Consider the following 23312-nt stretch of genomic DNA (forward strand, 5'->3'; position numbering starts at 1 on the left):
TCCTATGATGCCGACGGGACCAAGGTGTCTCTCTCACCAACGCTGGACCCGGCGACGGGAATACCGCCTGCCGCCGCCAGCGACGTCAGCGCCCGGACCGCTTCGGCTTCGGTCAGGCTGGCGAAGCCGAGCCTTAGTCCGCGTGGCGCGTCTTCGGTGGTCGCGAACGACGCCGACGTGGCGAGGCTCAGCCCGTGCGCAGGCGCGCCGGCCTCGATCCGGTCGAGCAACGCGGGATCGGCGAACCGCAGCCAGAAGGCGAGGCCGCCGTCGGGAACACGGTAGTCGATCGCGCCACCGAACGTCGCTGCGAGCGCCTGGTCGAACGCGGTGCGCCGCTTCGCATAGACTTGCGTCACGCGGCGGGCATGCCGGCGGAGTTCGCCTTCGACGATCAGGTCGGCCGCGGCGTCCTCGGTCAGCGTGTTGCCCATGCCGTCGGTCAACGAGACGCCGTGCGCCACCGCCTCGATGAACGCGCTGGGCGCGGCGATATAGCCGACGCGCAACGCCGGCAGCAGCAGCTTCGATAGCGAGCCGACATAGATCACGCGGCCGGGCGCATAGCTCGCCATCGGCAGCAGCGGCTGCGACTCGAAATGGAACTCGTGGTCGTAATCGTCCTCGATCACCGCGAAGCCGAATTGCCGCGCGAGTTCGAGCACGCGCAGCCGGCGTTCGGGGCGCAGCGCGACGGTGGTCGGGAACTGGTGATGCGGGGTGAGGAAGATCGCACGGACGCGGTGCTTGCGGCAGGCGCGCTCGATCGCCTCGACATCCGCGCCGTTCTCGTCGAGACCGACCGAGACGACGTTGGCGCCGAGATCGGTGAAGGCGGCGACCGCTGGTTCGTAGGTGAGGGCCTCGACCAGCACGGTATCGCCCGGTTGCAACAGCGTTCGCGCGGCGAGGTAGATGCCGTTCTGGCTACCGCGCGTGATGCAGATATCGTCGGCGGTCACCGCCAGCCCGCGCTCTCCCCGCAGCATCGTCGCGACCGCCTCGCGCAGCCGGGGCGAACCGCGCGGGTCACGATATTGCAGCCGGTTGTCGCGGCTCGCGCGCTGCACGGCGGTCCGATACGCACGCGAGAGGATGTCGGCGGGAAACAGGCGACCGTCCGGCGCACCCTCGTCAAGCTTGACGCCCTTGCCCGGCGATAGCGCGAGTGACCGCTCCGGCGGCGCGCGGAAGCGGTATTCGGGCGCCGTGGTGGCGCTTGGCATCGAGGGTCGTGGCGGCGGCTTGCGCATTTCGGTCGACAGCGCCGCGACGACGGTGCCGCGCGTGCCTTCCGACAGCAGCCAGCCTTGGGATATGAGGTCCTCATAGGCGAGGACGACGGTCTTGCGGTTGACGTCGAGGATCGTCGCGAGTTCGCGGCTGCTCGGCAGGAAGGCGCCGGGGGGCAGGCGGCCGCGTTCGATCTCGTGGATGATCGCGTGGACGATCTGGAGATAGAGCGGCGTCCGCAATGCCGGATCGATCCGGCCCAGCGTGATCTTCCAGGGTCTCAACATTGGCCCGCTCTCCCGATCTTGGAGCGGTCAGCATAGGGGGCCAAGCCTCGACGGCAAGCCACGTTCTATTCCCGCTTCCGTGCGAACCTTTGCATCCAGGAGACGAGGGCTTTGTCGGGATGACGTTCGACGATCGCCGCGAACGTGTCGGGTGCCTCGTCCTGGCCAAGCTTGAAGCGACCGGACAGGCTGGTGACCTCGGCGCGAAAGGCGATGATCGCCGCAGCCATGCCGTCGTAGCGCGATCCGAGTTCGCGCGGCGTCCAGCGCTCCCCCTCCATCGCAAACGTCAGCGCGCCCAGCGCGTGATCCGTCTCGTCGGGCAGGAAGACGACCTGCGCTTCGATGACGAGCTGCGCGTAGTTCCAGGTCGGTCCCCAGTCGCGGCGGTCGGCATGCGCGGGCGAGACATAGCCGTGCGGTCCGTTGACGAGGATCGTCGCGGACGACGCCGCGACAAGCTGCGCATGCAGCGGATTGCGCCGCCCCATGTGGCCGAGGAGGTGCGTGAGCCGTCCTTCCGCATCATATTCGCCGAGAAGCGGGAGTAGGCTGGGCGGAGCGTGTCCCGGTGCCGTCACCCATGCGAGCGGATAGTCCGCTATCAGGTTGCGCACGTCGCTGGCGTCGAACGTCTCGAAAATGCCGGTCATGCGGGCGCCGACGCGGTGGCAGGGCGGTGGTTCGTCATGATCTCCCCTTGTGCCGCCACTGTCGCGTGGCGCACCGTCGCCGCAAGCGCCAACACGCAAAATCCGGGAGGGCCAGTGTTGGCTCCGTCAGGTTCGGAAAATTGGCGGGTCCGGGCTGGGCCGGCATCTGACACGATCGCGCGATGGGTGGGAGCACGACGATGATCGACCGGCGGATGGTGTTGGCAGGCGGATTGGCATGGGCGTCAGTGGGGCGCGCGCTTGCGATCGAGCGCGTGCTGGACGTCGCCTATGTCAATGCGAATGCCTGGACCGGCGACCCGCGGCAGCCGCATACCGACGCGATCGGCCTCGTCGGCGACCGGATCGTCGCGATCGGGGCGGGGGCGGTGAAGGCGGCGATCGGTCGCACGACGAAGGTGGTCGACCTTGAGGGCGCGTTCGTGACGCCGGGGTTCATCGACAACCACACGCATTTCATGATCGGCTCGGCCGCGTTGATGCAGCCCGACCTGCTGTCCGCGACCACGATTCCCGACTTCGCCGCGCGGCTCGGCGCGGCGGCGAGAGCGCGGCCGGGCAAGTGGATCCTCGGCGGCAGTTGGGACGAGCAACGCCTGGGCGGCCAGTTGCCGACGCGCGCGTGGATCGATGCGGCGACCGGGGACACGCCGGTCGCGATCCCGCGCACCGACCTGCACATGTACCTGCTTAACAGCGCGGCGCTGAAGATCGCGGGGATCACGCGCGATACGCCCGACGTCGCGGGCGGGGTCATTGTCCGCGACGCGAAGGGCGAGCCGACCGGCATCCTCAAGGACAATGCCAAGACGCTCGCCGAGCGGGTGTTCCCGGTGCCGACGCTGACCGAATGGCAGGCGATCATGCGCGGCGGCATCACCCACGCGCTCAGCCGCGGCTTCACCCAGGTCCACACCCCCGAACCGTTCGACTGGACCACGTACGAAACCGCGCGCCAGCTTCGCGCCAAGGGCGAGACCGACCTGCGCTTCTACTGCTTCGTGCCGATCCGCGACTGGGAAAAGATGGCCGCGATCGTCAAGGCCGAGGGGCGCGGCGACGACTGGGTCCGCTGGGGGGCGGTCAAGGCGCTGGCGGATGGCTCGCTCGGCTCGCGCACCGCGGTATTCCGCGTTAGCTATTCTGATGCGCACGACCAGCACGGCGTCCGCGTCACCAGCCTGGCCGACCTCAAGGCGTATATCGGCGGCGCGGACGAGGCCGGGTTGCACGTGACTACGCACGCGATCGGCGACCTCGCCAACGACGACGTCCTCGACCTGTATGCCGAGATCGTCCGCGAGAACGGCGTGCGCGATCGCCGCTTCCGGATCGAGCACGCGCAGCACCTGTCGCAGGCGGCGATCGCGCGCTTTGCCAGACAACAGGTGATCGCGTCGGTTCAGCCGTTCCATGCGATCGACGACGGACGCTGGGCGGTCGAGCGTATCGGCCAGGCGCGGCTGCGTGGCACCTATGCGTTCCGCTCGCTGATCGACAGCGGGGCGACCGTCACGTTCGGATCGGACTGGCCGGTCGGGCCGCTCGACGCGGTCGAGGGTATCTACGCCGCCGTGACGCGCGAGACCATCGACGGCAAGAACCCGGCAGGCTGGCTTCCCGACCAGAAGACGACGGTCGATCAGGCGCTCACCGCGTACACCGTCAACAACGCCTATGCAGGGTTCCAGGACGGCAAGCTCGGCCGCATCGCGCCGGGCTATCTGGCCGATCTGACAATGCTCGATACGAACCTTCTGACAACGCCCGCGGAACGAATGAACACGTCGAAGGTCACACGAACATTAGTAGGCGGAAAGGAACGCTTTCAGGCATAGTAACGATTACGATCGCTCTTGGTCTAACTCGTGGTTATTCTGTAACATTCTATAAGAACGATAACTCAGCCGAGACGCTGCAAGGGCCACATCCATTTTTCGCTGGCTGCTGCATTGGTTCAGGGCGACGTGCCGCCGGTTCCGGGTCAGTGCTTTGCGCCGGTGCGGCTGTTACCAGACCAGCCAATCGAACTCGGCGGCACGTCGCATCGGATCGGCGCGGGGATCGGCATAGCGCTGCTCCCTGCCGACGCGATCACCCCTGACGAGGCACTGCGTAAGGCCCATGGTGCACTGTACCGGGCAAAGCGCGAGCGCCGCTCCGCGATGCGGTTCTGCGAGGAGGGCATGGATGCGCAGGTTCGCGGAGCGCGCGGCGATGGAAGACGCGTTGCGCAGGGCGGTGGGCTTGGGTGCGATCCAACCGGCGTTCCTGCCGACTGTCCGGCTATCGACGCACGAAGTCGTCGGCTTCGAGGTGATCCCGCAATGGATCTCAGACAACGGTGCCAGCATCCCGCTCCAGCGGTTCATACCGATCGCCGAAGGAGTGTTGCGCGAGGCCTGCATCGGCGCGTGTACCTAGCGGACCGGCGTGCGACTGGCCGCCGATATCTACCCGAGCCAGTTGCGACGAACTACTACCTGCGCGGATCATCCGGCTGCTCCGTGACACGGGCATGCCGCCCGATCGGCTTGAACTGGAAATCACCGAAAGCGCGCTGGTCGCGGATATCGAGTTCGCCCGTACCACCTTGGGCGCCTTGCGCGCCGCGGGCATGCGGGATCGTGCTAGGCAATTTCTGCACCGGCTACCTTCTTGCCAGCCTTGATATTGCGTTTCGTTCGCGATAGTGGGCGGCCCACGCCGGAGAGGCATCGCCAGACCGCAATGCCCGAACGATCGGGGCCGCGGCGTGGCAACGGTTAGCTATCTTCGGGGATGACGACGTGACAATCAGAGCGATGACGGGTGTCTGCAGTGCAGTCGCCATGCTGGCACCGTGCGCGGTGCACGCGCAACAGCGTCCGGCCGACGACACGACCGGGTCCGAGATCCTAGTGCTCGGCGACCGCGCGGACGGATACGGGGTCGACAAGATCACCACGGCAACGCGCACCGGCACCGCGCTGATCGACATTCCGCAATCGATCCAGGTCGTCACGCGCGACGTGATCGACGACCAGCAACTGGTCGATCTCACCAGCGTATTGCGCAACGTCAGCGGCGTGCAGGCCGGGACCAACGCCGGCAATCGCTCCGAAAGCTTCACCATTCGCGGGTTCCGCTCCTCCTATTACGCGATCGACAGCGTCGTGCTGAGTCCTGCGATCGAGACCAATGACAGCTACCGCGACCTTGCCAATGTCGAGCGGATCGAGGTGCTCAAGGGGCCGGCGTCGGTGCTGTACGGGCGCGGCGATCCCGGTGGGCTGATCAACATCGTCACCAAGCAGCCGCGCTTCACCCCCGGGATGCAGGCGAGCATGCAGGTCGGGCTGAACCAGTTCGTCCGCGGCGAGGCGGACATCACCGGGCCGATCGATGCGGCGCATACTCTGGCCTACCGGATCATCGGCGCGGCGCAGACCGGCGACACGTTTCGCGATGTCTTCGTGCCGTATCGCCGCCAGTTCCTGTCGGGCTCGCTGCTGTGGACCCCAGGATCGCGAACCCGCGCGATCGCCAGCCTGACGTATACGCATCAGGAGAACCAGACCGATCGCGGCATCGTCGCGTCGCCCGACGGCAATGGTGGCTATGTCGTCGATCTAGCGCGCGACCGGTATCTGGGTGAGCGGTTCGCGGTCACCGCGTCCAGCCGCTACGAATTCAACTACCGGATCGAACACGACCTGACCGACTGGCTCACGGTCCGCCAGATCGGTCATTACGACAACGGTGCGCTCGACCTGCTGGGGATCAATTACGGCACGACCGTCGCGGTCAATGCGCGCACCGGTGCCCGTACGGTGACGCGCGCGGCGGTCGAACAGCATGAGAAGAACCACAATTACGATTTCCAGGCGGACTTGATCGCCAAGTTCGCGACCGGCGGCATCGGCCACACCGTCGTGTTCGGCGGCGAGCGCGTCGATGGCTATCGCTTCCGCACGTTCTTCCGCGGCACGTTGGCGGCGATCAACATCGACACGCCGGTCTACGGTGCGACGCCCGGTGCGTTCGTCAAAGCCGCCGATCGCCAGGTCGACGCGACCTCCTGGTCGTCCTATCTGCAGGACCAGGTCGACTTCGGCGAGCATCTCGATCTGCTGGCCGGCATCCGGTTCGACAAGGCGAAGCAGTCGGATGCCGGCGCCTCGGTGATCCGCACGAACGATACCGCCTGGTCGCCACGCGTCGGGTTGGTGTGGAAGCCGATCGGCGATCTGGCACTGTTCGCCGACTACACGCGGTCTTTCCAGGCGCAGGCGGCACCGACCTTCACCGGGATACCGATCGAGCCCGAGCGCGGCGTGCAATATGAGGCGGGCATCAAGGCGGAATTGTTCGGTGGCAAGCTGGCGACGACTGCGGCGGTGTACCAGCTGACCCGCAGCCATGTCGCGCAGACCGATGCGGTCAATATCGGCTTTAATATCGACGCGGGCGTGCAACGCTCGCGTGGGGTCGAGTTCGATGCGACCGGCGCGATCGTCCCCGGCGTCAAGCTGATCGCAAGCGGTGCGTATATCGATGCGGAAGTGCGCCGATCAACCGATTACGCGATCGGCAACCGCCTGATCAGCGTGCCGACATGGAGCGGTAGCCTCTGGCTGACGATCGAGCCGGAGAGCGGTGCTCTCAAGGGCGTCGGGCTAGGCGGCGGCGTGTTCGCGGCGAGCAATCGCAAGGGCGACCTCGAGAACAGCTTTTCGCTCGGCGGCTACACGCGGGTCGATGCGAGCCTGTGGTACCGGGTCTCGGACAAGCTCCGGCTGACGGTCAGCGGCCGCAACTTGTTCGACACCTATTATGTCGAATCGGCGGTCTCGCGCGCGCAGATCACGCCGGGCGAAGGGCGCGGCCTCCTCGTTGGCATAGGCACGAAATTATGATCGCACGCCTGACCGCGATGCTGACGCTGGCAGTCCTGCTGGCTGCGATGCCTGGCGCACAGGAGACGGGTGTGATCGTCCGAGGACCCGGCCCTGCCTGCGCACATGATTTGTCGAAGATCCGAGCGACATCGGTCACCGGCCCACGCGTTGCAACGAGACGATTACCTCGTAGCCGCCGCCTCCGCCGCCCGCGCTTCAGCGCCTGCAGCACGCCGGCCGTGGCGAGCCAGCCGACAGCATAATCGTTGACCACGCCGATCGGCGGATGCCCGGGTTTCTCGTCGGTACCTTCGAGAATGCACCGCCTGTCAGGGGGACCTGGTTCTACTCAGCGTTTCGGAGCTATCCCCAGCAGGCGTGCATATTCTTCCTCCGGCTGGCCATAGGTGTCGCCAGCGAGCGCCATCAGCTTGGTGCGATCATTGACCAGAACCCGCGCACGGATCGCGCGGATCGCTCGATCTTCCTCAAGGCGATGCAGCGCGTCGGTGACGCTGCTGCGGCGGACCCCGAGCATCAGCCGGAACTCCTCGTGCGTCATGCAGATCTCGTCCGCCTGCACACGGTCGTGATACAACAGGATCCACCGTGCCATCCGGCGCTCGATCGAATGCGCCAGCGACGACACGACGGTCCGCCCCATCTGCAGCATGAAGACATGCGCGAACCGCAGCAGCGTCATGCGCAACGTCGGGCTCTGGTCGACCGCGGCCATCAACGCCTTGGCGGGAATGCGCAGCGCTTCGCCACGCTCGGCCCGCATGGTGACGTCGTAGGGGGAGCGATCGTCGCCCATCACCAGCGGCCAGCCGATGAAACCCTCCGCGCCGACCAGCCCGACGGCGTAGCGGCGGTCGTCATCGAGCGCGTCCAGCACGCCGGCGATGCCCTGTTCCAGAAAGCAGACGCTGTCGATCGAATCCCCGGCTCGGGTGATGAAGTCGCCGACCGCGAACGAGACCGGCTCCAGATGAGGCGCGAGCAGGCCGAAATCCTCCGGGGATAGGCTCGCCAGCAGCCGATTGCCGACCCTGCCGTCAAGGGCGCCGGCTACCATGGCGTCGTCGCGATCGCGCGGGGCGATGGCCGCTCCCCCTGCAAAAGATACGATCGTCGACATCCACGCTTCCCCTCTAACCGCCGGACTTTGCACGGTTCCGTACAGCAACGTTGCCCATCCTGCTTTGTTCATGCTCGGACAAACAGGAGGACTATATGGTTTCCATCTCGAAGCGACCCGTCGCGCGCAGCCTTTTCGCAGCAGCGCTGCTGACTGCATCGGCCGGCGTTCTAGCCCAATCGGCCCGCTCGCCGAGCGCACCGCCGCCCGCCGCCCCGCCGGCGAGCGCGACGCAGCCTCCCAAGGCGGCACCCGACATGCAGAAGGTGCTCGACGCGCTTGCCGGTCTCGGCGGCAAGCCGATCGAGACGCTGACCCCGGCGCAGGCGCGGATGCAGCCTTCGGCCGCCGACGGTGCCAAGGCGGCGATGGCCCAGCAGGGCATGTCGACCGCACCCGACGCTTCGGTCACGACGCAGGACGTGCCGTATGGCGCCGACGCGCAGCAGTTCGCACGCATCTACAAGCCAGCGGCAGCGCCCGCGAATGGCAAGCCGATGCCGGTCGTAGTCTATTATCACGGTGGCGGCTGGGTGATCGCGGACGTCAACACGTATGATTCGGCGCCGCGTGCGATGGCCAAGGCGCTCAACGCGATCGTCGTGTCGGTCGAGTATCGCCACGCGCCGGAGTTCAAGTTCCCGGCGCAGCATGACGATGCCGCAGCGGCCTATCGCTGGACGTTGCAGAACGCGGCGAGCTGGGGCGGCGACCCTGCGAAGATCGCGGTGGCGGGTGAAAGCGCGGGCGGCAACCTCGCGGTCGCGACGGCGATCTACGCGCGCGACAATCGCCTGACCGTGCCGCGCTACATCGTCTCGGTCTATCCGATCGCCAACAGCAGCATGACGATCCCGTCACGCAAGGATTCGGCGAACGCGAAGCCGTTGAATGCGGCGATGCTGAAGTGGTTCGGCTATTACTACCAGACCAGCGCCGCCGATGCGCAGGACCCACGCTTGAACCTGGTCGCCGCCAACCTGCGCGGCCTGCCGCCAACGACGATCATCAATGCGCAGATCGATCCGCTGCGCTCGGACGGCGAGACGTTGGCCGCTGCGATGCGGACCGCGGGCGTCAAGGTCGAACAGAAGACGTATCCGGGCGTCACGCACGAGTTCTTCGGCATGGCCAAGGTCGTACGCGGTGCGAAGGACGCCAACGATCTGGCGGTCGCACGCCTGAAGGCAGCGTTCGCTGGTTCGCCCCGCCGCTGATCGGCCCGACGGGCGGCCGATCCGCCGCCCCGTCGTATGTTTGTTACCGGCGTTTTGGTCGCCGGCGCTCCATTGCAAGGACGTCCCATGCTGAAAAACCCGATCCGCTACAGCCCCGATGTCGAGACGATCGGTCCCGACGAGCAGAAAACGATCGACGGTCTGAACGAGACGTTCCGCTACATCGTCGAGAAGACGCATGAGGACCTCGGTCATGCGCAACGCGGCGTCCACGCCAAGAGCCACGCGTTGCTCGAAGGCGAGATGGTCGTGCACGCCGACCTCGCCGACGAGCAGGCGCAAGGCATCTTCGAGCGCGGCCGCCGCTATCCGGTCGTGGTCCGCATGTCGGCGATCCCCGGCGATCCGATCCGCGACAGCGTGTCGCTGCCGCGTGGCTTCTCGATCAAGGTGATCGGTGTCGACGGCGAGCGGCTGCCGGGCGCCGAGGATGAGGTGACGCAGGATTTCCTGATGGCCTCCGGGGTCGCCTTCTCGAACCCGACGCCGGTCGGGTTCCTGCGCAACACCAAGCTGCTCGCCGCGACGACCAACCGCGCGGAATGGGCGAAGGCGGCGCTGTCGAAGGTGTTGCGCCCGATCGAGCAGGCGTTGGAAGCCGTCGGCGGCGAGAGCGCGCTGCTGAAGGGCTTCGGTGGCTATCCGGACACCAACCCGATCGGCGACCGCTATGGCACGCAGGCGCCACTCCGCTTCGGCGACTATATCGCCAAGTTCGACATCGTGCCGGAATCGCCCAACTTCCGCGCGCTGACCGATCAGAAGCTCGACGAGAGCAAGAGCCCAGACTCGATCCGCGAAGAGCTCATGGCGATCTTCGCGAACGAGGGCGGTGCCTGGACTCTCCGCGCGCAGCTCTGCCGCGACCTCGAGGAGAACCCGATCGAGGACGCAGCGACGCCGTGGCCCGAGCAGGGCAATCCGTACATCCCGGTCGCGACCATCACGGTGAAGCCGCAGGAAAGCTGGTCGGAGGAGCGCGTCACCGTGCTGAACGAACAGACCGCATTCCGGCCTTGGCACGGCGTCGAGGCGCATCGGCCACTCGGCTCGGTCATGCGCGCCCGCCGCGCGGTCTATCCGGTGATCCAGGATCTCCGCAGCGAACTGAACGGTTGCCCGATGCACGAGCCGCGTTCGCTCCCCGCGCTCGACTGATCGGAAAGGCTTAACGCACGATGCAGCAGCGCTATCGCCCACCACCTAAATTCGGTTTTGGCGGCGCTGCGATCGGCAACGAGCGCGAGTTCGCCGCCGACCAACAGGGGGAGGCGACCGCTCGCTGCCGCCTGGTCTGCGGGCGGGTGCTGTTTCGATGTGTTCCCCCTGGTAGGGCGTGGGCTTGCCAAGCGGCGCTTTGGCCGTTGCTCGCGCGCAAACCCGGACGCCGCGGTGCGCGCTTGAAGATAGCGCAGGGGCTACGCAAGGTGCAGCCATCGCGTGATCGTGACAGTTTCTTAACTGGCTGAGCACCTTGATCGTCAGCTACTGTCGTGCGCACCGGCTGACGTTCTGCAAGTTAAGGACGCCGGTGCAGCCGCTGCTACTGACAGGGGGCGGTTCGACAGGGGGGCTATGTGATACGATTCACGCGAAGAGTATCGCGATTAGCGCCACTCGTGGCTCTGCTGGCCTGTCTAGGCGGCTGCACCGCGCTATCGCACGGGTTCCTTAATCCGCAGGGGCCGGTGGCCGGGCACGAGCGCGACCTGTTCTTCACCGTGTCGATCGTGTTGCTGTTCGTCGCCGGTCCGGTACTCCTGCTGACGCCGCTGTTCGCGTGGCATTATCGGCTGTCCAATCGTAGCGATGCGTACCGCCCGAAGTGGAATTTCTCGTGGTGGGTGGAAGGGCTGATCTGGATCCCGCCCGCCGGGATCGTGATCGGGCTCGCCGTGCTGCTGTGGCACTGGACGCAGATCGACGATCCGTATCGGCGGTTGCCCGGCGCGGCGCCGGTCGAGGTGCAGGCGATCGCGCTCGATTGGAAATGGGTGTTCGTGTATCCCGACCTCGGCATCGCGTCGGTCGATCGGCTGACCATTCCCGCCGGGCGTCCGGTGCATATCAAGCTGACCAGCGGCACGGTGATGCAGTCGATGCTGATCCCGCAACTCGCAGGGCAGATCTATGCGATGGGCGGGATGACGACCGAACTGAACATTCAGGCGCACCGGCCGGGACGGTTCCGCGGCGAGAACACGCAGTATAACGGCGCCGGCTTCCAGCAGCAGAAGTTCGATGTCGTTGCGGTGTCGTCGGCCAACTATGATCGCTGGGCGGCGGCTGCACGAAGCGGCAAACGCACGCTCGATGCGCAGACGTGGCGGCGCCTGTCCGCACGGTCGATCATCACGCACCCGGTCGAGTTCGCGCATGTCACGCCGAACCTGTTCGAGCACGTCGTCGCCGCAACGGGTGGCATGACTCACTCCCTTCCGAAAGCCGTTCGATGACCGTTTCCGTTCCCCTCTGGCCAGCGGTGTTCGGCCGGTTCGGCTGGCAGGACCTGCCGTTCGTCCGCGCATGGGAGAACCCGACGATCAGCGAGATCATCGGCGCGTTCGCAGGCGCGCTGGTGGTGGTCGGCGCGATCGTCCTCGCGGCGCTGCTGACGCGCTATGGCAAATGGCGGTATCTGTGGACCGAGTGGCTCACCAGCCTCGACCACAAGAAGATCGGCATCATGTATATCGTCGTCGCGTTCGTGATGCTGTCGCGCGCGCTGGTCGAGGCGGTGCTGATGCGTATGCAGCAGGCGGTCGCGATCGAGAACCCCGGCTTCCTGTCGCCCGACCATTTCGGCCAGCTATTCTCGACGCATGGCTCGATCATGATCTTCTTCATGGCGATGCCGTTCCTGACGGGCATGATCAACTACGTCCTGCCGCTCCAGATCGGCGCGCGCGACATGGCGTTTCCCTGGGCCAATTCGATCGCGCTGTGGCTGACGATCGGCGCTGCCGGCCTCATGATGGCGAGCCTAGTCGTCGGCGAATTCTCGACCGGCGGATGGAGCGGCTATCCGCCTTATACCGAGCGCGCGTTCAGTCCGGGAGTCGGAGTCGACTACTGGATCTGGGCGGTGACATTGGGGTCGATCGGCTCGACTATGGCGGGAATCAACATCGCCTGCACCGTCTACAAGCTGCGCGCGCCCGGCATGCGGTTCATGCGGATGCAGATGTTTTCGTGGACCAGCCTGTGCACGTCGATCCTGATGATCTTCGCGATGCCGCCGTTGACAGTCGCCACGCTGCTGCTCGCGCTCGACCGCTATCTGGGGTTCCATTTCTTCACCAACGACCTCGGCGGCAACATGATGAACTATGCCAACATGTTCTGGCTGTTCGGTCATCCCGAGGTCTACATCCTGATCCTGCCCGCGTTCGGCGTGTATTCGGAGGTCGTGTCGACCTTTTCGACCAAGGATCTGTACGGCTACACCTCGCTGGTGATCGCAACGATGGCGATCGCGGTGCTGAGCTTCACCGTGTGGGTCCATCATTTCTTCACGATGGGGCAGTCGGCCAACGTCAACGCGGCGTTCGGGATCGCGACGATGACGATCGGCGTGCCGACGGGCGTGAAGATCTATGACTGGATCTGGACGATGTTCCGCGGCGAAGTGCGCTTCACCGTGCCGATGCTCTATGCGCTAGCGTTCATGATGACGTTCGTGCTCGGCGGCTTCACCGGCATCATCCTCGCGATGCCGCCGCTCGATTACCTCGTCCACAACACGCTGTTCCTGGTCGCGCATTTCCACAACATGCTGATCCCGGGGCTGCTCTACGGGATGCTGGCGGGCTATCATTACTGGTTCCCCAAGGCGTTCGGGTTCCGCCTCGACGAGCGCTGGGGGCGGATCGCGTTCACCTGCTGGGTGGTCGGGTTCTACCTCGCCTTCTTCCCGCTCTACGTGCTCGGCGCGAGCGGGATGGCGCGGCGGACGCAGGCGATCTTCGAACCGTCGTTCCGGCCGTGGCTGTACGTCGCCGGCGTCGGCGCGTTCGTCCTGCTGGCGGCGCTGACGTCGCTCGGCATCCAGTTGTGGGTGAGCATCCGCGACCGTGCCAAGACACGCGCGGAGGCAGGCGATCCGTGGGACGGCCGCGGGCTCGAATGGTCGGTCAGCGCCCCGCCGCCCGAGTATAATTTTGCGGTCCTGCCGCTGATCGACGGCCGCAACCCGTTCTACGATCACAAGCATGACGAGGGCCAGCCAGACCCTTACGCCTCACCAGGGGCTTACGAGGACATCGTCGTGGCGAAGGGCAGCGCGACGAGCGTCGTAATCGGTCTCACCGCCGCGGTCGCCGCGTTCGGCCTGATCTGGGAGATCTGGGGGCTGACCATCGTCGCGCTTCAGGTCATCGTCGCGGCGGTCGTGCTGCGCAGCTTCGGTCGCGACCAGCATCGCACGATCCCCGCAGCGGAGGTCGCGCGCGAGCACGAGGCCTGGCTCACGCGCGTCCGGGCGACGCCCGCGATTCCGCGCCAGCTGGAGACTGCGGCAGTCAATCGTGGCCTTGCGGAGATCGTGACGTGAGCGAACCAGAACTGGCGCATGCCGGCCTCAACCTCGGCGACACCGGCGCCCTGACGCAGGACCAGGCGGAGAACGCGATCTTCGGCTTCTGGATATTCCTGATGAGCGACGCGGTGATCTTCGCGCTGCTGTTCGCCACCTACGGCACGATGATCGCCAGCACCGTCGGCGGCCCGACCCCCGCGTCAGAATTCAAGCTGCTGCCCGCGTTCGTCGAGACGCTGCTGCTGCTGACGAGCAGCGCGACGTTCGGCCGCGCGACCATCGCGATGAAGTACGACGAACCGCGCCGCGTGCTGTTCGGCTGGCTCGGCGCGACGCTGGGCCTCGGCCTCGTCTTCCTCGCGCTCGAGGCGAACGACTTCGCGACGATGTTCGCGCACGGCGCCTATCCGATGCGCAGCGGCTTCCTGTCGTCGTTCTTCGCGCTGGTCGGGCTGCACGGGCTCCATGTCGCGGTCGCGTGCTTCTGGCTGGTCGTGATGGTCGCCCAGGTCTGCGCCTACGGCCTCGACGCGCGGGTGAGGATCAACCTGTTGCGGCTGGGGCTGTTCTGGCACCTGCTAGACATCGTCTGGATCGCGATCTTCTCGGTCGTCTATCTGCAAGGGAACATCGGATGAGCGACCGGACCCGCGAACTGCGCACCTATGCGGTCGGCTACGGCCTGTCGCTCGTGCTGACCGTGGCGGCCTTCGCGGTGGTCCGTTGGCCATCTGTCGGCGCACGCGCCATCTTCGGCACCGTGCTGGCGCTGGGGCTCGTGCAGATGGCGGTGCAGTTCCGCTGTTTCCTCCACATCAGCCTGAAGCGCTCGTCGCGCCACGACCTGCAACTGATCCTCTTCTCCGCGCTGATCATCGCGCTGATGGTGTCGGGAACGCTGGTGATCCTGTTCAACCTGCGCGGACGGATGATGGGGTAAGGGCAGCGCCTTTGCCGAGCCTACTGCGTCGGCAAAGGCGTCAGCAAGATCGATCCATCGACATTTGCGACCATGCGAACCGGCAGGATCTGCTGAACCGCAGCGATGAACTGCGCCGAGTCGGACGTTCCGAACCGGCCGCCGATCCGCAGCGCGGCGAGGCGGTTGTCGCCCAGCACGATCGGGGCGCGGCGGTAGCGGTTGAATTCGGCGACCGCCTGTTCGAGCGTATCGCCGTCGAGTTCGATCACGCCCTCCTGCCATGCGGTACGCTGCCGGACGACCGCGTCTCCGAGATGGTTCGTCTCCGCGACGCCGCCGCGGATGGCCGCGCCGTAGCCCGCAGCCACCGTGCGCAGCATCTTCGCGCCGTCGCTGACGCCGACGGCACCGCGGGAGACGGTCAGCTCGACCAGTTCGGCGCGGATCCGTACGTTGAACGCGGTGCCCAGCACGCGGAGCAGGCTGCCGCCGACCTGCACGTAGAAGGGGCGTTCCGCGTCATGCGCGACGTCGAACATCGCCTCGCCCTGCAACAGGCGGACGACGCGGCGGCTCGCTTCGAAGGCGACAGCGATGACCGAGCCGGTGTTCAGGTCGATCCGGCTGCCGTCGGTGAGCGATACCGAGCGGCGCGTACCGATATCGGTGGTGTAGCGTTCGTCGCGCGATCCGAGTGCGAGCGTCGTCGCGATACCGCCGACGGCGCTCGCGGCGAGCAGGCCGGCGAGCAGCGTACGTCGATGCGTCGGCCTGGCGATCCAGTGGCCGGTCGGGTGCGAGCTTTCGCGCACGGCGTCGCCTTGCGGGGCGGCCGCGCGCAGCCGACCTGCCGTCTCCCACGCGCTCTCCGCCCGAGCGAGGGCGATCGCGTGGAGAGGGCTCCGGCCCGCCCAGTCCATCGCGATCCGTTCGCGCGCGGGATCCGGGGTCGACGAGAGGCTAGCGACCAGTCGCGCCGCGTCCGCGTCGATCTCGGACCTCTTCGATTGCGCGGTCGTATCGTTCAACGGCAACTTCCTCGCGGTCCCTGATCGCCTGCATAATGCGGGTGATCGCCTTGGTCAGGTGCTTTTCGACTGTAGAAACGGACAGACCCAATTCTTCCGCTATCTCGGTCATCGAACGATCGTGCACGCGTCGTAGAAGGAACACGCGGCGGCATTGCGGGGGCAGCGTGTCGACGATCACCTTCAGCCGGCGGAGTTCGTCGCGCGCATGAAGCCCGGCTTCGACGCTGTTGTCGACATGAAGAAGGTCGAGATCGGCGACGACGTCGAACGAGACGATCTTGTCGCGCCGCGCGATGTCGATGATCAGATTGCGTGCGATCTGGAACAGGAAGGCGCGGCCGCGGTCGATCCGCGTAAAATCGGCGCAGGCATAGGCGCGCGCCATCGTCTCGGCGGCAAGATCCTCGACGTCGTCGCGGTTGCGGACGATCCGGCGCAACCGTGCGAGCAGCGCCGGTTCGTGCGGCAGCACGACGGTCTTGAACCAGGTATATCGATCGATATCGGCAGCCACGACGCACTCCCGGGCGTTCGAGTTGCCTCTCCTAAAAGCGTCTTCGATTCGTAACAAACCACGCCGCCGCGATCCTGTCCAGTGCGTGGGGGTGCGTGAAAGGCGGCGAGACAGTCTGAAAATTTCGTGAACGACGGGTGGCGGGTTTTTATCGGCAACTCGTTCGAAGGGGCAGGACGCTACGGATCGGGGGATCTACGCCACATGCCAGCCTTCTCTATTGTCGCACGCAGCCTGGCCGGATGTGCCGTCGTCGTCGGCCTGCCGACCGCCGCGATCGCCAAGCCGCAAGAGGTCAGCTTCAGGATCGTCGAGCAGCCGGTGCAGGCCGCGCTCGCGCAATTCTCGCAGCAATCCGGGCTGCGTCTGCTCTACCCCTATGAACAGGTCATCGGATTGCGATCGCAGGGCGTCAGCGGCGCGATGTCGCCACGCGATGCGCTGACACGGCTGATCCGCGGCACCTCGCTGAAGATCGTCGTCATCAAGGACGGCTATGTCGCGTTGCGCGCCGACACGGCTGCACTGCGGCCGGTCGCGCTGGCGGCGGCGATGACGCGGCCAATGGCGGGGCAGGTCGTGCAGCATCGCGATGCCGCGCCGCCGCCGCCTCCGCCCGCGGAAGCCCAGGTGCAGGAGGATGCCGGCAGCGATATCGTCGTGACCGGATCGCGGGGCCAGCCGCGAACGGTCGCGGACAGCCCGACGCCGATCGACGTCATCGGTGGCGCGGATCTGCAACGCACAGGGCGGTCGGGCGTCCTCGCCGCACTCAACACGCTGATCCCGTCGTTCAACCTGCCGTCGCGCGCGGGCGGCGGCACGTCCACGGTGATCTCGACCGGCGGCCTGCGCGGGCTGAACCCGGACCAGACGCTGATCCTGGTCAACGGCAAGCGGCGCCACAAGACGTCGCTGATCAACGCCGTGTCGACCTATTACAACGGCTCGGTGCCGGCCGATCTCGACATGATCCCGACCGCCGCAGTCGATCATATCGAGGTGCTGCGCGACGGTGCGGCGGCGCAATACGGGTCGGATGCGATCGCCGGCGTCATCAACATCATCCTGAAGAAGTCGTCGAGCGGCGGCTTCGCGACCGCCAGCGCAGGCCAGAACATGGACCGCAGCGACGGCGAACTCTATCGCGCCGAGTTCGATATCGGCACGAAGCTGGGCGAGGACGGTTTCCTCAACGTCGCGGTCGGCGCCAAGAAGCAGCTCGCCTCCAACCGCGCCGAGCCGATCGCGTCGACGATCCGCCTCTATCCGCTGGTCGCCGGCCAGCTCGATCCGCGCGAGGCGACGATCGATCGTCAGGTCACCTCCAACTACGGCGCGATGCCGCAGGAGAGCATCAACGGCAGCTACAATGCGGGCTACGATCTCGGCGACGTCACGCTCTACAGCTTCGGCACGTACGGCCAGCGCAAGTCCGACCTGAACTACACGTACCGCCCGGCGACCAACGCCAATTCGCTGCCGGGCGTGTATCCCAACGGCTTCTATCCCCGCGTCGTGATCGCCGAGGAGGATTACGAGTTCGCGGTCGGCGCGAAGGGCATCGTCGCCGGCTGGCACTGGGACTTCAGCAGCACGCTCGGCAAGAACCGTTCGCGGCAGAATGCCGACAACACGATCAACGCCTCGCTTGGACCGACCAGCCAGACCGAATTCCACGTCGGTACTTTGGTGTCGAAGGAGGCGGTCAATTCGCTCGACCTGACGCGCGGCTACAAGGTCGGCGGCGGCAACCTCCAGGTTTCGACCGGTATCCAGCACCGGATCGAGAGCTATCAGATCAAGCAGGGCGAAACCGCGAGCTATGCGGCGGGGACGTATACCAGCAGCCTCGGCCGACCATCGCCCGGCGCATCGGGTGCGGCCGGGTTCACACCCGACGATGCGGGCTTCATCAAGCGCAACAATTTCGCCGGTTATCTCGACGTTGCGTACGATCCGACGCGCGATATCACGATCGGCGGCGCGGTGCGCTACGAGCATTATGACGACGAGAGCGGCGATACGCTGATCGCCAAGCTGAACGCGCGCTATGCGATCACGCCGTGGGTGGCGTTGCGCGGGGCGGTGAGCACGGGGTTCCGCGCGCCGGCGCTGGCGCAGCAGATCTATGCGTCGACGACGGGGCAGTTCCGCAATCTCGGCAATCCGCCGGTGCTCAACCTGTTGCAGATCAAGACGCTGCCGGTCGGATCGCCTGCCGCGATCGCGCTGGGGGCCGAGCCGCTGACGCCCGAGAAATCGACCAACTTCAGCGGCGGGATCGTCCTGCAACCGCTTGAGCGGCTGACGGTGACGATCGACGGCTATCAGATCAAGGTGAAGGATCGGATCGCGATCACCAGCACGCTGACCGGCTCGGCGGTGTCGGCGATCCTGATCGCGAACGGCCAGTCGCCCGATATCAGCGCACAATATTACACCAACGCGATCGACACCCGGACGCGCGGCATCGACGTGGTCGCGACCTATCGCCACCCGCTGTTCGACGTGGCGAACCTGTCGTGGAACCTCGGCTACAACTACAACAAGACGATCATCACCGGGGTGAAGGACAATCCGGCGGCGCTGGCATCGCTCGGCGCGGATTACGTGCTGTTCGACCGGCTGTCGCGGAGCAACCTGACGGTCAACCTGCCGCGGACCAAGCTGTTCATCGGCAACGTCGCGACCGCGGGCGACTTCTCGCTGAGCACGCGCGTCGTCCGCTACGGCGGGTTCAAGGCGTATGGCAACGCGGTCGTCAGCGATCGGTCGTTCGGCGCGAAGTGGATCACCGATCTCGAATTCGCGTGGCAGGCGACCAAGGCGCTGAACCTCGCGGTCGGCGCGAACAACCTGTTCAACAGCTATCCCGACCGCAACGACACCGCGACCAACGTCAACACCGGTGCGGGCTTCTATTCCACCGGCGGCGCCTACGGGTTCACCGGCGGCTTCTATTACGGCCGCGTGTCGGTCGAGTTCTGAGGATGACCATGCGCAACCTTATGATCGTGAGTGCCGTGATCGCGGCTGGCCTGGCGGCACCCGCCGCAACCTCGAAGACGCCTGTCGCGAAAGGCGGCGAGATCCTGTGGGACAGCTTCGGCGTGCCGCATGTCTATGCGAAGACCGAGGCGGGGATCTTCCACGGCTTTGGCTATGCGCAGGCGCAGAGCCACGGCAATCTGTTGCTGCATCTGTACGGAGAGGCGCGCGCGCGGGCGGCGGAATATTGGGGCGACAAATACGCGGCGTCGGACAAATGGCTGATCGCCAACGACGTGCCCGAGCGATCGGCGCGCTGGTATGCGCAGCAGACGCCGCAGTTCCGCGCCGACCTCGATGCGTTCGCAGCGGGCATCAACGCCTATGCCGAGGCGCACCGCGAGACGCTCGATCCGACCGTGCTGCAGGTGCTGCCGATCCGCGGCGTCGACGTGATGGCGCATGCGCATCGCCTGATGAACTACGTCTATATCGCGTCCGAACAGAAGGTACTGGCGAACCCGGAGGCGAACGAGGCGGGCGGGTCGAACGCCTGGGCGGTCGCGCCGTCGCGCTCGGCGAGCGGCAAGACCCTGTTGCTCGCCAACCCGCATCTGCCCTGGTCGCCGAGCCTGCTGACCTATTACGAGGCGCATCTGAACGGGCCGGGGCTGTCGTTGTACGGCGCGACGCAGGTCGGGCTGCCGATCCTCCGGTTCGGGTTCAACGACCAGTTGGGGTTCACCAACACGGTCAACACGATCCTCGGCTTTACCGCGTACAATCTGAAGCTGGCGGACGGCGGGTATAGTTTCGATGGCAAGACGCTGCCGTTCAAGACGGTTGGCAAGAGCTTCAAGGTGCGGCAGCCCGACGGTACGCTGAAGACGGTCGCGTTCGAGCAGCGATCGAGCGTGCAGGGTCCGGTGTTCGCGACCCCCGACGGGCGCACGATCGCGCTGAAGGTGGCGGGGCTCGACCGGCCGGGCGTGCTCTCGCAATATTACGAGATGGGCCGCGCGCGCGACTGGGCGCAGTTCCAGACGGCGGTGCGGCGCGTCCAGGTGCCGATGTTCAACATCGTCTACGGCGACCGTGCGGGGCACATCCTGTACCTCGACAATGGTATCCTGCCGAGGCATCCGGACGGCGATTTCAGGACATGGTCGCGGCCGGTGGCGGGCGATACGTCGAAGACCCTGTGGACCGACGTGCACGGCTATGACGATTTGCCGAAGGTGCTCGATCCGGCGTCCGGCTTCGTCCAGAATGCGAACGATCCGCCCTGGGTGTCGACATGGCCGCAGGTGCTCGATACGGCGAAGTTCCCGGCCTATGTCGCGGTGCGCGGGCCGATGAGCCAGCGCGCGCAGATGTCGGTCAAGCTGCTCGCCGAGGGGCCGAAGATAAGTTTCGACGATTTCGTGGCGAAGAAGGTCACGACGCGGTCGCTGATGGCGGACCGGTTGCTGCCCGAACTGGTGCCGCTGGCGGAGGCGAGCGACGACCCCGAACTCAAAAGCGCGGCGGCGTTGCTGAAGGGCTGGGATCACCGGTTCGAACCGGACGCGCGCGGTGCGCTGCTGTTCGAGACCTGGGCGCTGCTGTTCTCGCCGACCAACTTCACGACGCTCAAGAACTACCGCGAGACGTGGTCGGCGGAACGCCCGCTCGAGACGCCGACGGGGCTGAAGGATCCGGCGGCGGCGCTGGCGATGCTGAAGGCGGCGGTGGCCAAGACGCGGACGCTGTACGGCGCGGTCGATCGGCCGTTCGGCGAGGTGTCGCGCTTCCATCTGGGGGCGGTCGACCTGCCGGGGAATGGCGGGTTCGGGAATACCGGCGTGTTCCGGACGATGACGTGGGGGCCGATGAAGAACGGCCAGCGCACGCCGCTCCACGGCGAGACGTTCGTGTCGATGGTCGAGTTCGGGACGCCGATGAAGGCGGTCGGGCTGATGAGCTACGGCAATTCGAGCCAGCCCGGATCGAAGCACGAGTCCGACCAGCTCTCGTACCTCGCGAACAAGACGTTCCGGACGCTTTGGACGACGCGCGGCGAAGTCGAGAAGCATGTCGAAGAGACGACCAAATTCTAAATTCGGGGAGATGACGGATGATAAAATTCTGGATGGCGGCAGTGTTGGCTGCGATGACGACAACCCCGGCGATGGCGAAGGACGCGCATAGCGGCACCTGGGTGTCGAACGAGGCGAAGAGCTACTGGAGCGACGGCAAGTTTCCCAAGGGCTTCAAGCTAACGATCGAGATGAAGTTCGAGCCAAACAAGCTGGTCTATCACGCGGTCAACACGACGCGGCCGGAGACGCCGTACATCAACGATTTCGTCGCGACGCTCGACGACGGCGTCAGCCCGATGGACAATCCGCGCTTCAACGAGATCCGTATCAAGCCGCTCGATGCGGACACGTTGCAGGTACTCGAACAGAAGGATGGCGACGTCATCGTCGGGCAATATTGGCGGTTTGCCAAGGACGGCAAGTCGTTGGTACGCTGGGGCATCGGCAAGGCGCCGGACGGCAAGTCGAAGGCGTTCCTCGAATGGTTCGATCGGGTGAAATGATGCGCAAGATCGTCGCCGTTCTCCTTGCCGCGCCGCTGATCGTCGGTGCGGCGCCCGATCCCAAGACGGCTCGTGCGGTGCATGAGCGCGCGATCGTGCTCGATACGCATTTCGATACGCCCGCCAATCTCGGGCGCGCGGGGTGGAGCATCATGGACCGCCACGACGTCGCGGTGACGGGCGACCAGGTCGATTACCCGCGGATGGTGGAGGGCGGCGTCGATGGCGGGTTCTTCGCGATCTATATCGGGCAGGGGCCGCGCACGCCCGCGGGTGACCGCGCCGCGCGCGATGCAGGTCTCGTTCGCGCGGTGCAGATCCGCGAGATGGTCGCCGCGCACCCGACCGCGTTCCGGCTGGTGACGACCTCGGCCGAGGCGCGCGCGGCGGTCGCGGGCGGCAAGCGGTTCGTGTTCATGAGCATGGAGAACGGCTATCCGTTCGAGGCCGACCTGAGCCTCATGCGGACGTTCCAGCGGCTCGGCGTGACGATGTTGAGCCCGGCGCATTTCAAGAACAACGACCTCGCCGACAGCGCTACCGACACGCCCGAATGGAGCGGCCTGAGCGAGAAGGGGCGCGCGTTCGTCTCGGAGGCGAACCGGCTGGGGATCGTGATCGACGCCTCGCACAGCTCGGACCTGTCGCTGCGCCAGATGATCGCGTTGTCGAAGGCGCCGATCATCCTGTCGCATTCGGGCGCGCGCGCGATCTTCGACCATCCGCGCAACGTGACCGACGCGGACCTCCGGCTGCTCGCATCGAAGGGCGGCGTGGTGCAGGTCAATGCGTTCAACGGCTACATGGTGCCGCAACCCAAGATCCCGGAGCGCGATGCGGCGATGAAGACGCTGATGACCGGCATCGACTTCGAGAAGATGACCGACGCGGATCGCCAGAAACTGGTCGCGGGGCGCAAGGCGATCGACGCGAAATGGCCGGTGCCGAAGGCGCATTTCGACGACGTGATGAAGCACCTGCTCCACGCGATCGAGGTGGCCGGGATCGACCATGTCGGGATGAGCGGCGACTTCGATGGCGGCGGCGGAGTCGAGGGGTTCGACGATGTTGCCGACTATCCGAAGATCACCGCGGCATTGCTAGCCCGCGGTTTCGGCGCGGCGGACGTGGCGAAAGTGTGGGGCGGCAACGCGCTGCGCGTGCTCGACGCGGCGCAGCGGCTGGCCGAACCGGGCGTGAAGCCGGCGATACCCGTTACGTCGTGATCGCACGCCCGGCGAGCCGCAGAAAGGCCGCCGCGGATTGAACAAGGGGGAGGG

19 protein-coding genes are annotated in these 23312 nt (G+C 66.1%); 13 read left to right on the forward strand and 6 right to left on the reverse strand.

Features of this window, described 5'->3' with window-relative positions; all coding sequences use genetic code 11:
- Nucleotides 1-2 precede the first annotated feature (2 nt).
- Both pdxR and IFR23_RS11830 read right to left on the reverse strand, forming a co-directional pair.
- On the reverse strand, nt 3-1520 hold the full coding sequence (gene pdxR / locus IFR23_RS11825) for a MocR-like pyridoxine biosynthesis transcription factor PdxR (protein ID WP_192976082.1): 1518 nt from the start codon (nt 1518-1520) through the stop codon (nt 3-5).
- A gap of 65 nt (nt 1521-1585) precedes the next feature.
- A complete protein-coding gene (locus IFR23_RS11830; protein WP_192976083.1) occupies nt 1586-2173 on the reverse strand; it encodes an FMN-binding negative transcriptional regulator in 588 nt (195 codons plus the stop codon).
- 200 nt (nt 2174-2373) lie between these two features.
- Here IFR23_RS11830 and IFR23_RS11835 point away from each other — a divergent pair, with 200 nt between their 5' ends.
- Both IFR23_RS11835 and IFR23_RS11840 read left to right on the forward strand, forming a co-directional pair.
- The gene (locus IFR23_RS11835; RefSeq protein WP_192976084.1) at nt 2374-4032 is read left to right on the forward strand and encodes an amidohydrolase; all 1659 of its coding nucleotides are present in this window, start codon (nt 2374-2376) and stop codon (nt 4030-4032) included.
- A 352-nt stretch (nt 4033-4384) separates the two neighbouring features.
- Nucleotides 4385-4618, forward strand: coding sequence for an EAL domain-containing protein (locus IFR23_RS11840; RefSeq protein WP_192976085.1), 234 nt, complete (start codon nt 4385-4387; stop codon nt 4616-4618).
- A gap of 55 nt (nt 4619-4673) precedes the next feature.
- On the opposite strand, the gene IFR23_RS11845 is transcribed toward IFR23_RS11840, so the two are convergent.
- Entirely contained in the window at nt 4674-4841 is a 168-nt protein-coding gene (locus tag IFR23_RS11845) for a hypothetical protein (protein ID WP_192976086.1), read from the reverse strand.
- Between the two features lie 142 nt (nt 4842-4983).
- On the opposite strand from IFR23_RS11845, the gene IFR23_RS11850 reads away from it, so the two are divergent.
- The gene (locus IFR23_RS11850; protein ID WP_192976087.1) at nt 4984-7092 is read left to right on the forward strand and encodes a TonB-dependent siderophore receptor; all 2109 of its coding nucleotides are present in this window, start codon (nt 4984-4986) and stop codon (nt 7090-7092) included.
- A gap of 331 nt (nt 7093-7423) precedes the next feature.
- Here IFR23_RS11850 and IFR23_RS11855 read toward each other — a convergent pair whose 3' ends face one another.
- Nucleotides 7424-8152, reverse strand: coding sequence for a Crp/Fnr family transcriptional regulator (locus IFR23_RS11855; RefSeq protein ID WP_192976088.1), 729 nt, complete (start codon nt 8150-8152; stop codon nt 7424-7426).
- Between the two features lie 158 nt (nt 8153-8310).
- On the opposite strand from IFR23_RS11855, the gene IFR23_RS11860 reads away from it, so the two are divergent.
- The 6 genes from IFR23_RS11860 (at nt 8311) to IFR23_RS11885 (ending at nt 14930) form a co-directional block, all read left to right on the forward strand.
- Nucleotides 8311-9432, forward strand: a complete 1122-nt coding sequence (locus tag IFR23_RS11860) for an alpha/beta hydrolase (protein WP_192976089.1) — start codon at nt 8311-8313, stop codon at nt 9430-9432.
- 87 nt (nt 9433-9519) lie between these two features.
- On the forward strand, nt 9520-10611 hold the full coding sequence (locus IFR23_RS11865; protein ID WP_192976090.1) for a catalase family protein: 1092 nt from the start codon (nt 9520-9522) through the stop codon (nt 10609-10611).
- Nucleotides 10612-11072: 461 nt separating this feature from the next.
- A complete protein-coding gene (locus tag IFR23_RS11870) occupies nt 11073-11909 on the forward strand; it encodes a cytochrome ubiquinol oxidase subunit II (RefSeq protein ID WP_192976091.1) in 837 nt (278 codons plus the stop codon).
- A complete protein-coding gene (locus tag IFR23_RS11875) occupies nt 11906-14005 on the forward strand; it encodes a cbb3-type cytochrome c oxidase subunit I (protein WP_192976092.1) in 2100 nt (699 codons plus the stop codon). Before IFR23_RS11870 ends, IFR23_RS11875 begins: the two co-directional genes overlap by 4 nt.
- The gene (locus IFR23_RS11880) at nt 14002-14628 is read left to right on the forward strand and encodes a cytochrome c oxidase subunit 3 (RefSeq protein ID WP_056049740.1); all 627 of its coding nucleotides are present in this window, start codon (nt 14002-14004) and stop codon (nt 14626-14628) included. The genes IFR23_RS11875 and IFR23_RS11880 overlap by 4 nt, the downstream gene beginning before the upstream one ends.
- Nucleotides 14625-14930, forward strand: a complete 306-nt coding sequence (locus tag IFR23_RS11885; RefSeq protein ID WP_192976093.1) for a cytochrome o ubiquinol oxidase subunit IV — start codon at nt 14625-14627, stop codon at nt 14928-14930. The genes IFR23_RS11880 and IFR23_RS11885 overlap by 4 nt, the downstream gene beginning before the upstream one ends.
- A gap of 20 nt (nt 14931-14950) precedes the next feature.
- Here IFR23_RS11885 and IFR23_RS11890 read toward each other — a convergent pair whose 3' ends face one another.
- On the reverse strand, nt 14951-15940 hold the full coding sequence (locus tag IFR23_RS11890; protein ID WP_192976094.1) for a FecR family protein: 990 nt from the start codon (nt 15938-15940) through the stop codon (nt 14951-14953).
- Nucleotides 15873-16457, reverse strand: coding sequence for a sigma-70 family RNA polymerase sigma factor (locus IFR23_RS11895; RefSeq protein ID WP_192976095.1), 585 nt, complete (start codon nt 16455-16457; stop codon nt 15873-15875). The genes IFR23_RS11890 and IFR23_RS11895 overlap by 68 nt, the downstream gene beginning before the upstream one ends.
- A 204-nt stretch (nt 16458-16661) precedes the next feature.
- Between IFR23_RS11895 and IFR23_RS11900 the strand changes: the two genes are divergently transcribed.
- Genes IFR23_RS11900 through IFR23_RS11915 form a run of 4 tightly spaced genes read left to right on the forward strand, consistent with a single transcriptional unit; the run spans nt 16662 to nt 23258 of the window.
- The gene (locus IFR23_RS11900) at nt 16662-19448 is read left to right on the forward strand and encodes a TonB-dependent receptor (RefSeq protein WP_192976096.1); all 2787 of its coding nucleotides are present in this window, start codon (nt 16662-16664) and stop codon (nt 19446-19448) included.
- Nucleotides 19449-19456: 8 nt separating this feature from the next.
- The gene (locus IFR23_RS11905) at nt 19457-21547 is read left to right on the forward strand and encodes a penicillin acylase family protein (protein WP_192976097.1); all 2091 of its coding nucleotides are present in this window, start codon (nt 19457-19459) and stop codon (nt 21545-21547) included.
- A gap of 17 nt (nt 21548-21564) precedes the next feature.
- Entirely contained in the window at nt 21565-22032 is a 468-nt protein-coding gene (locus IFR23_RS11910; RefSeq protein ID WP_192976098.1) for a hypothetical protein, read from the forward strand.
- Nucleotides 22029-23258, forward strand: a complete 1230-nt coding sequence (locus tag IFR23_RS11915) for a dipeptidase (protein ID WP_192976099.1) — start codon at nt 22029-22031, stop codon at nt 23256-23258. Before IFR23_RS11910 ends, IFR23_RS11915 begins: the two co-directional genes overlap by 4 nt.
- Nucleotides 23259-23312: the final 54 nt, after the last annotated feature.

Origin of the sequence: Sphingomonas sp. CFBP 13603 (genome assembly GCF_014892665.1) — a bacterium.
GTDB lineage: Bacteria > Pseudomonadota > Alphaproteobacteria > Sphingomonadales > Sphingomonadaceae > Sphingomonas.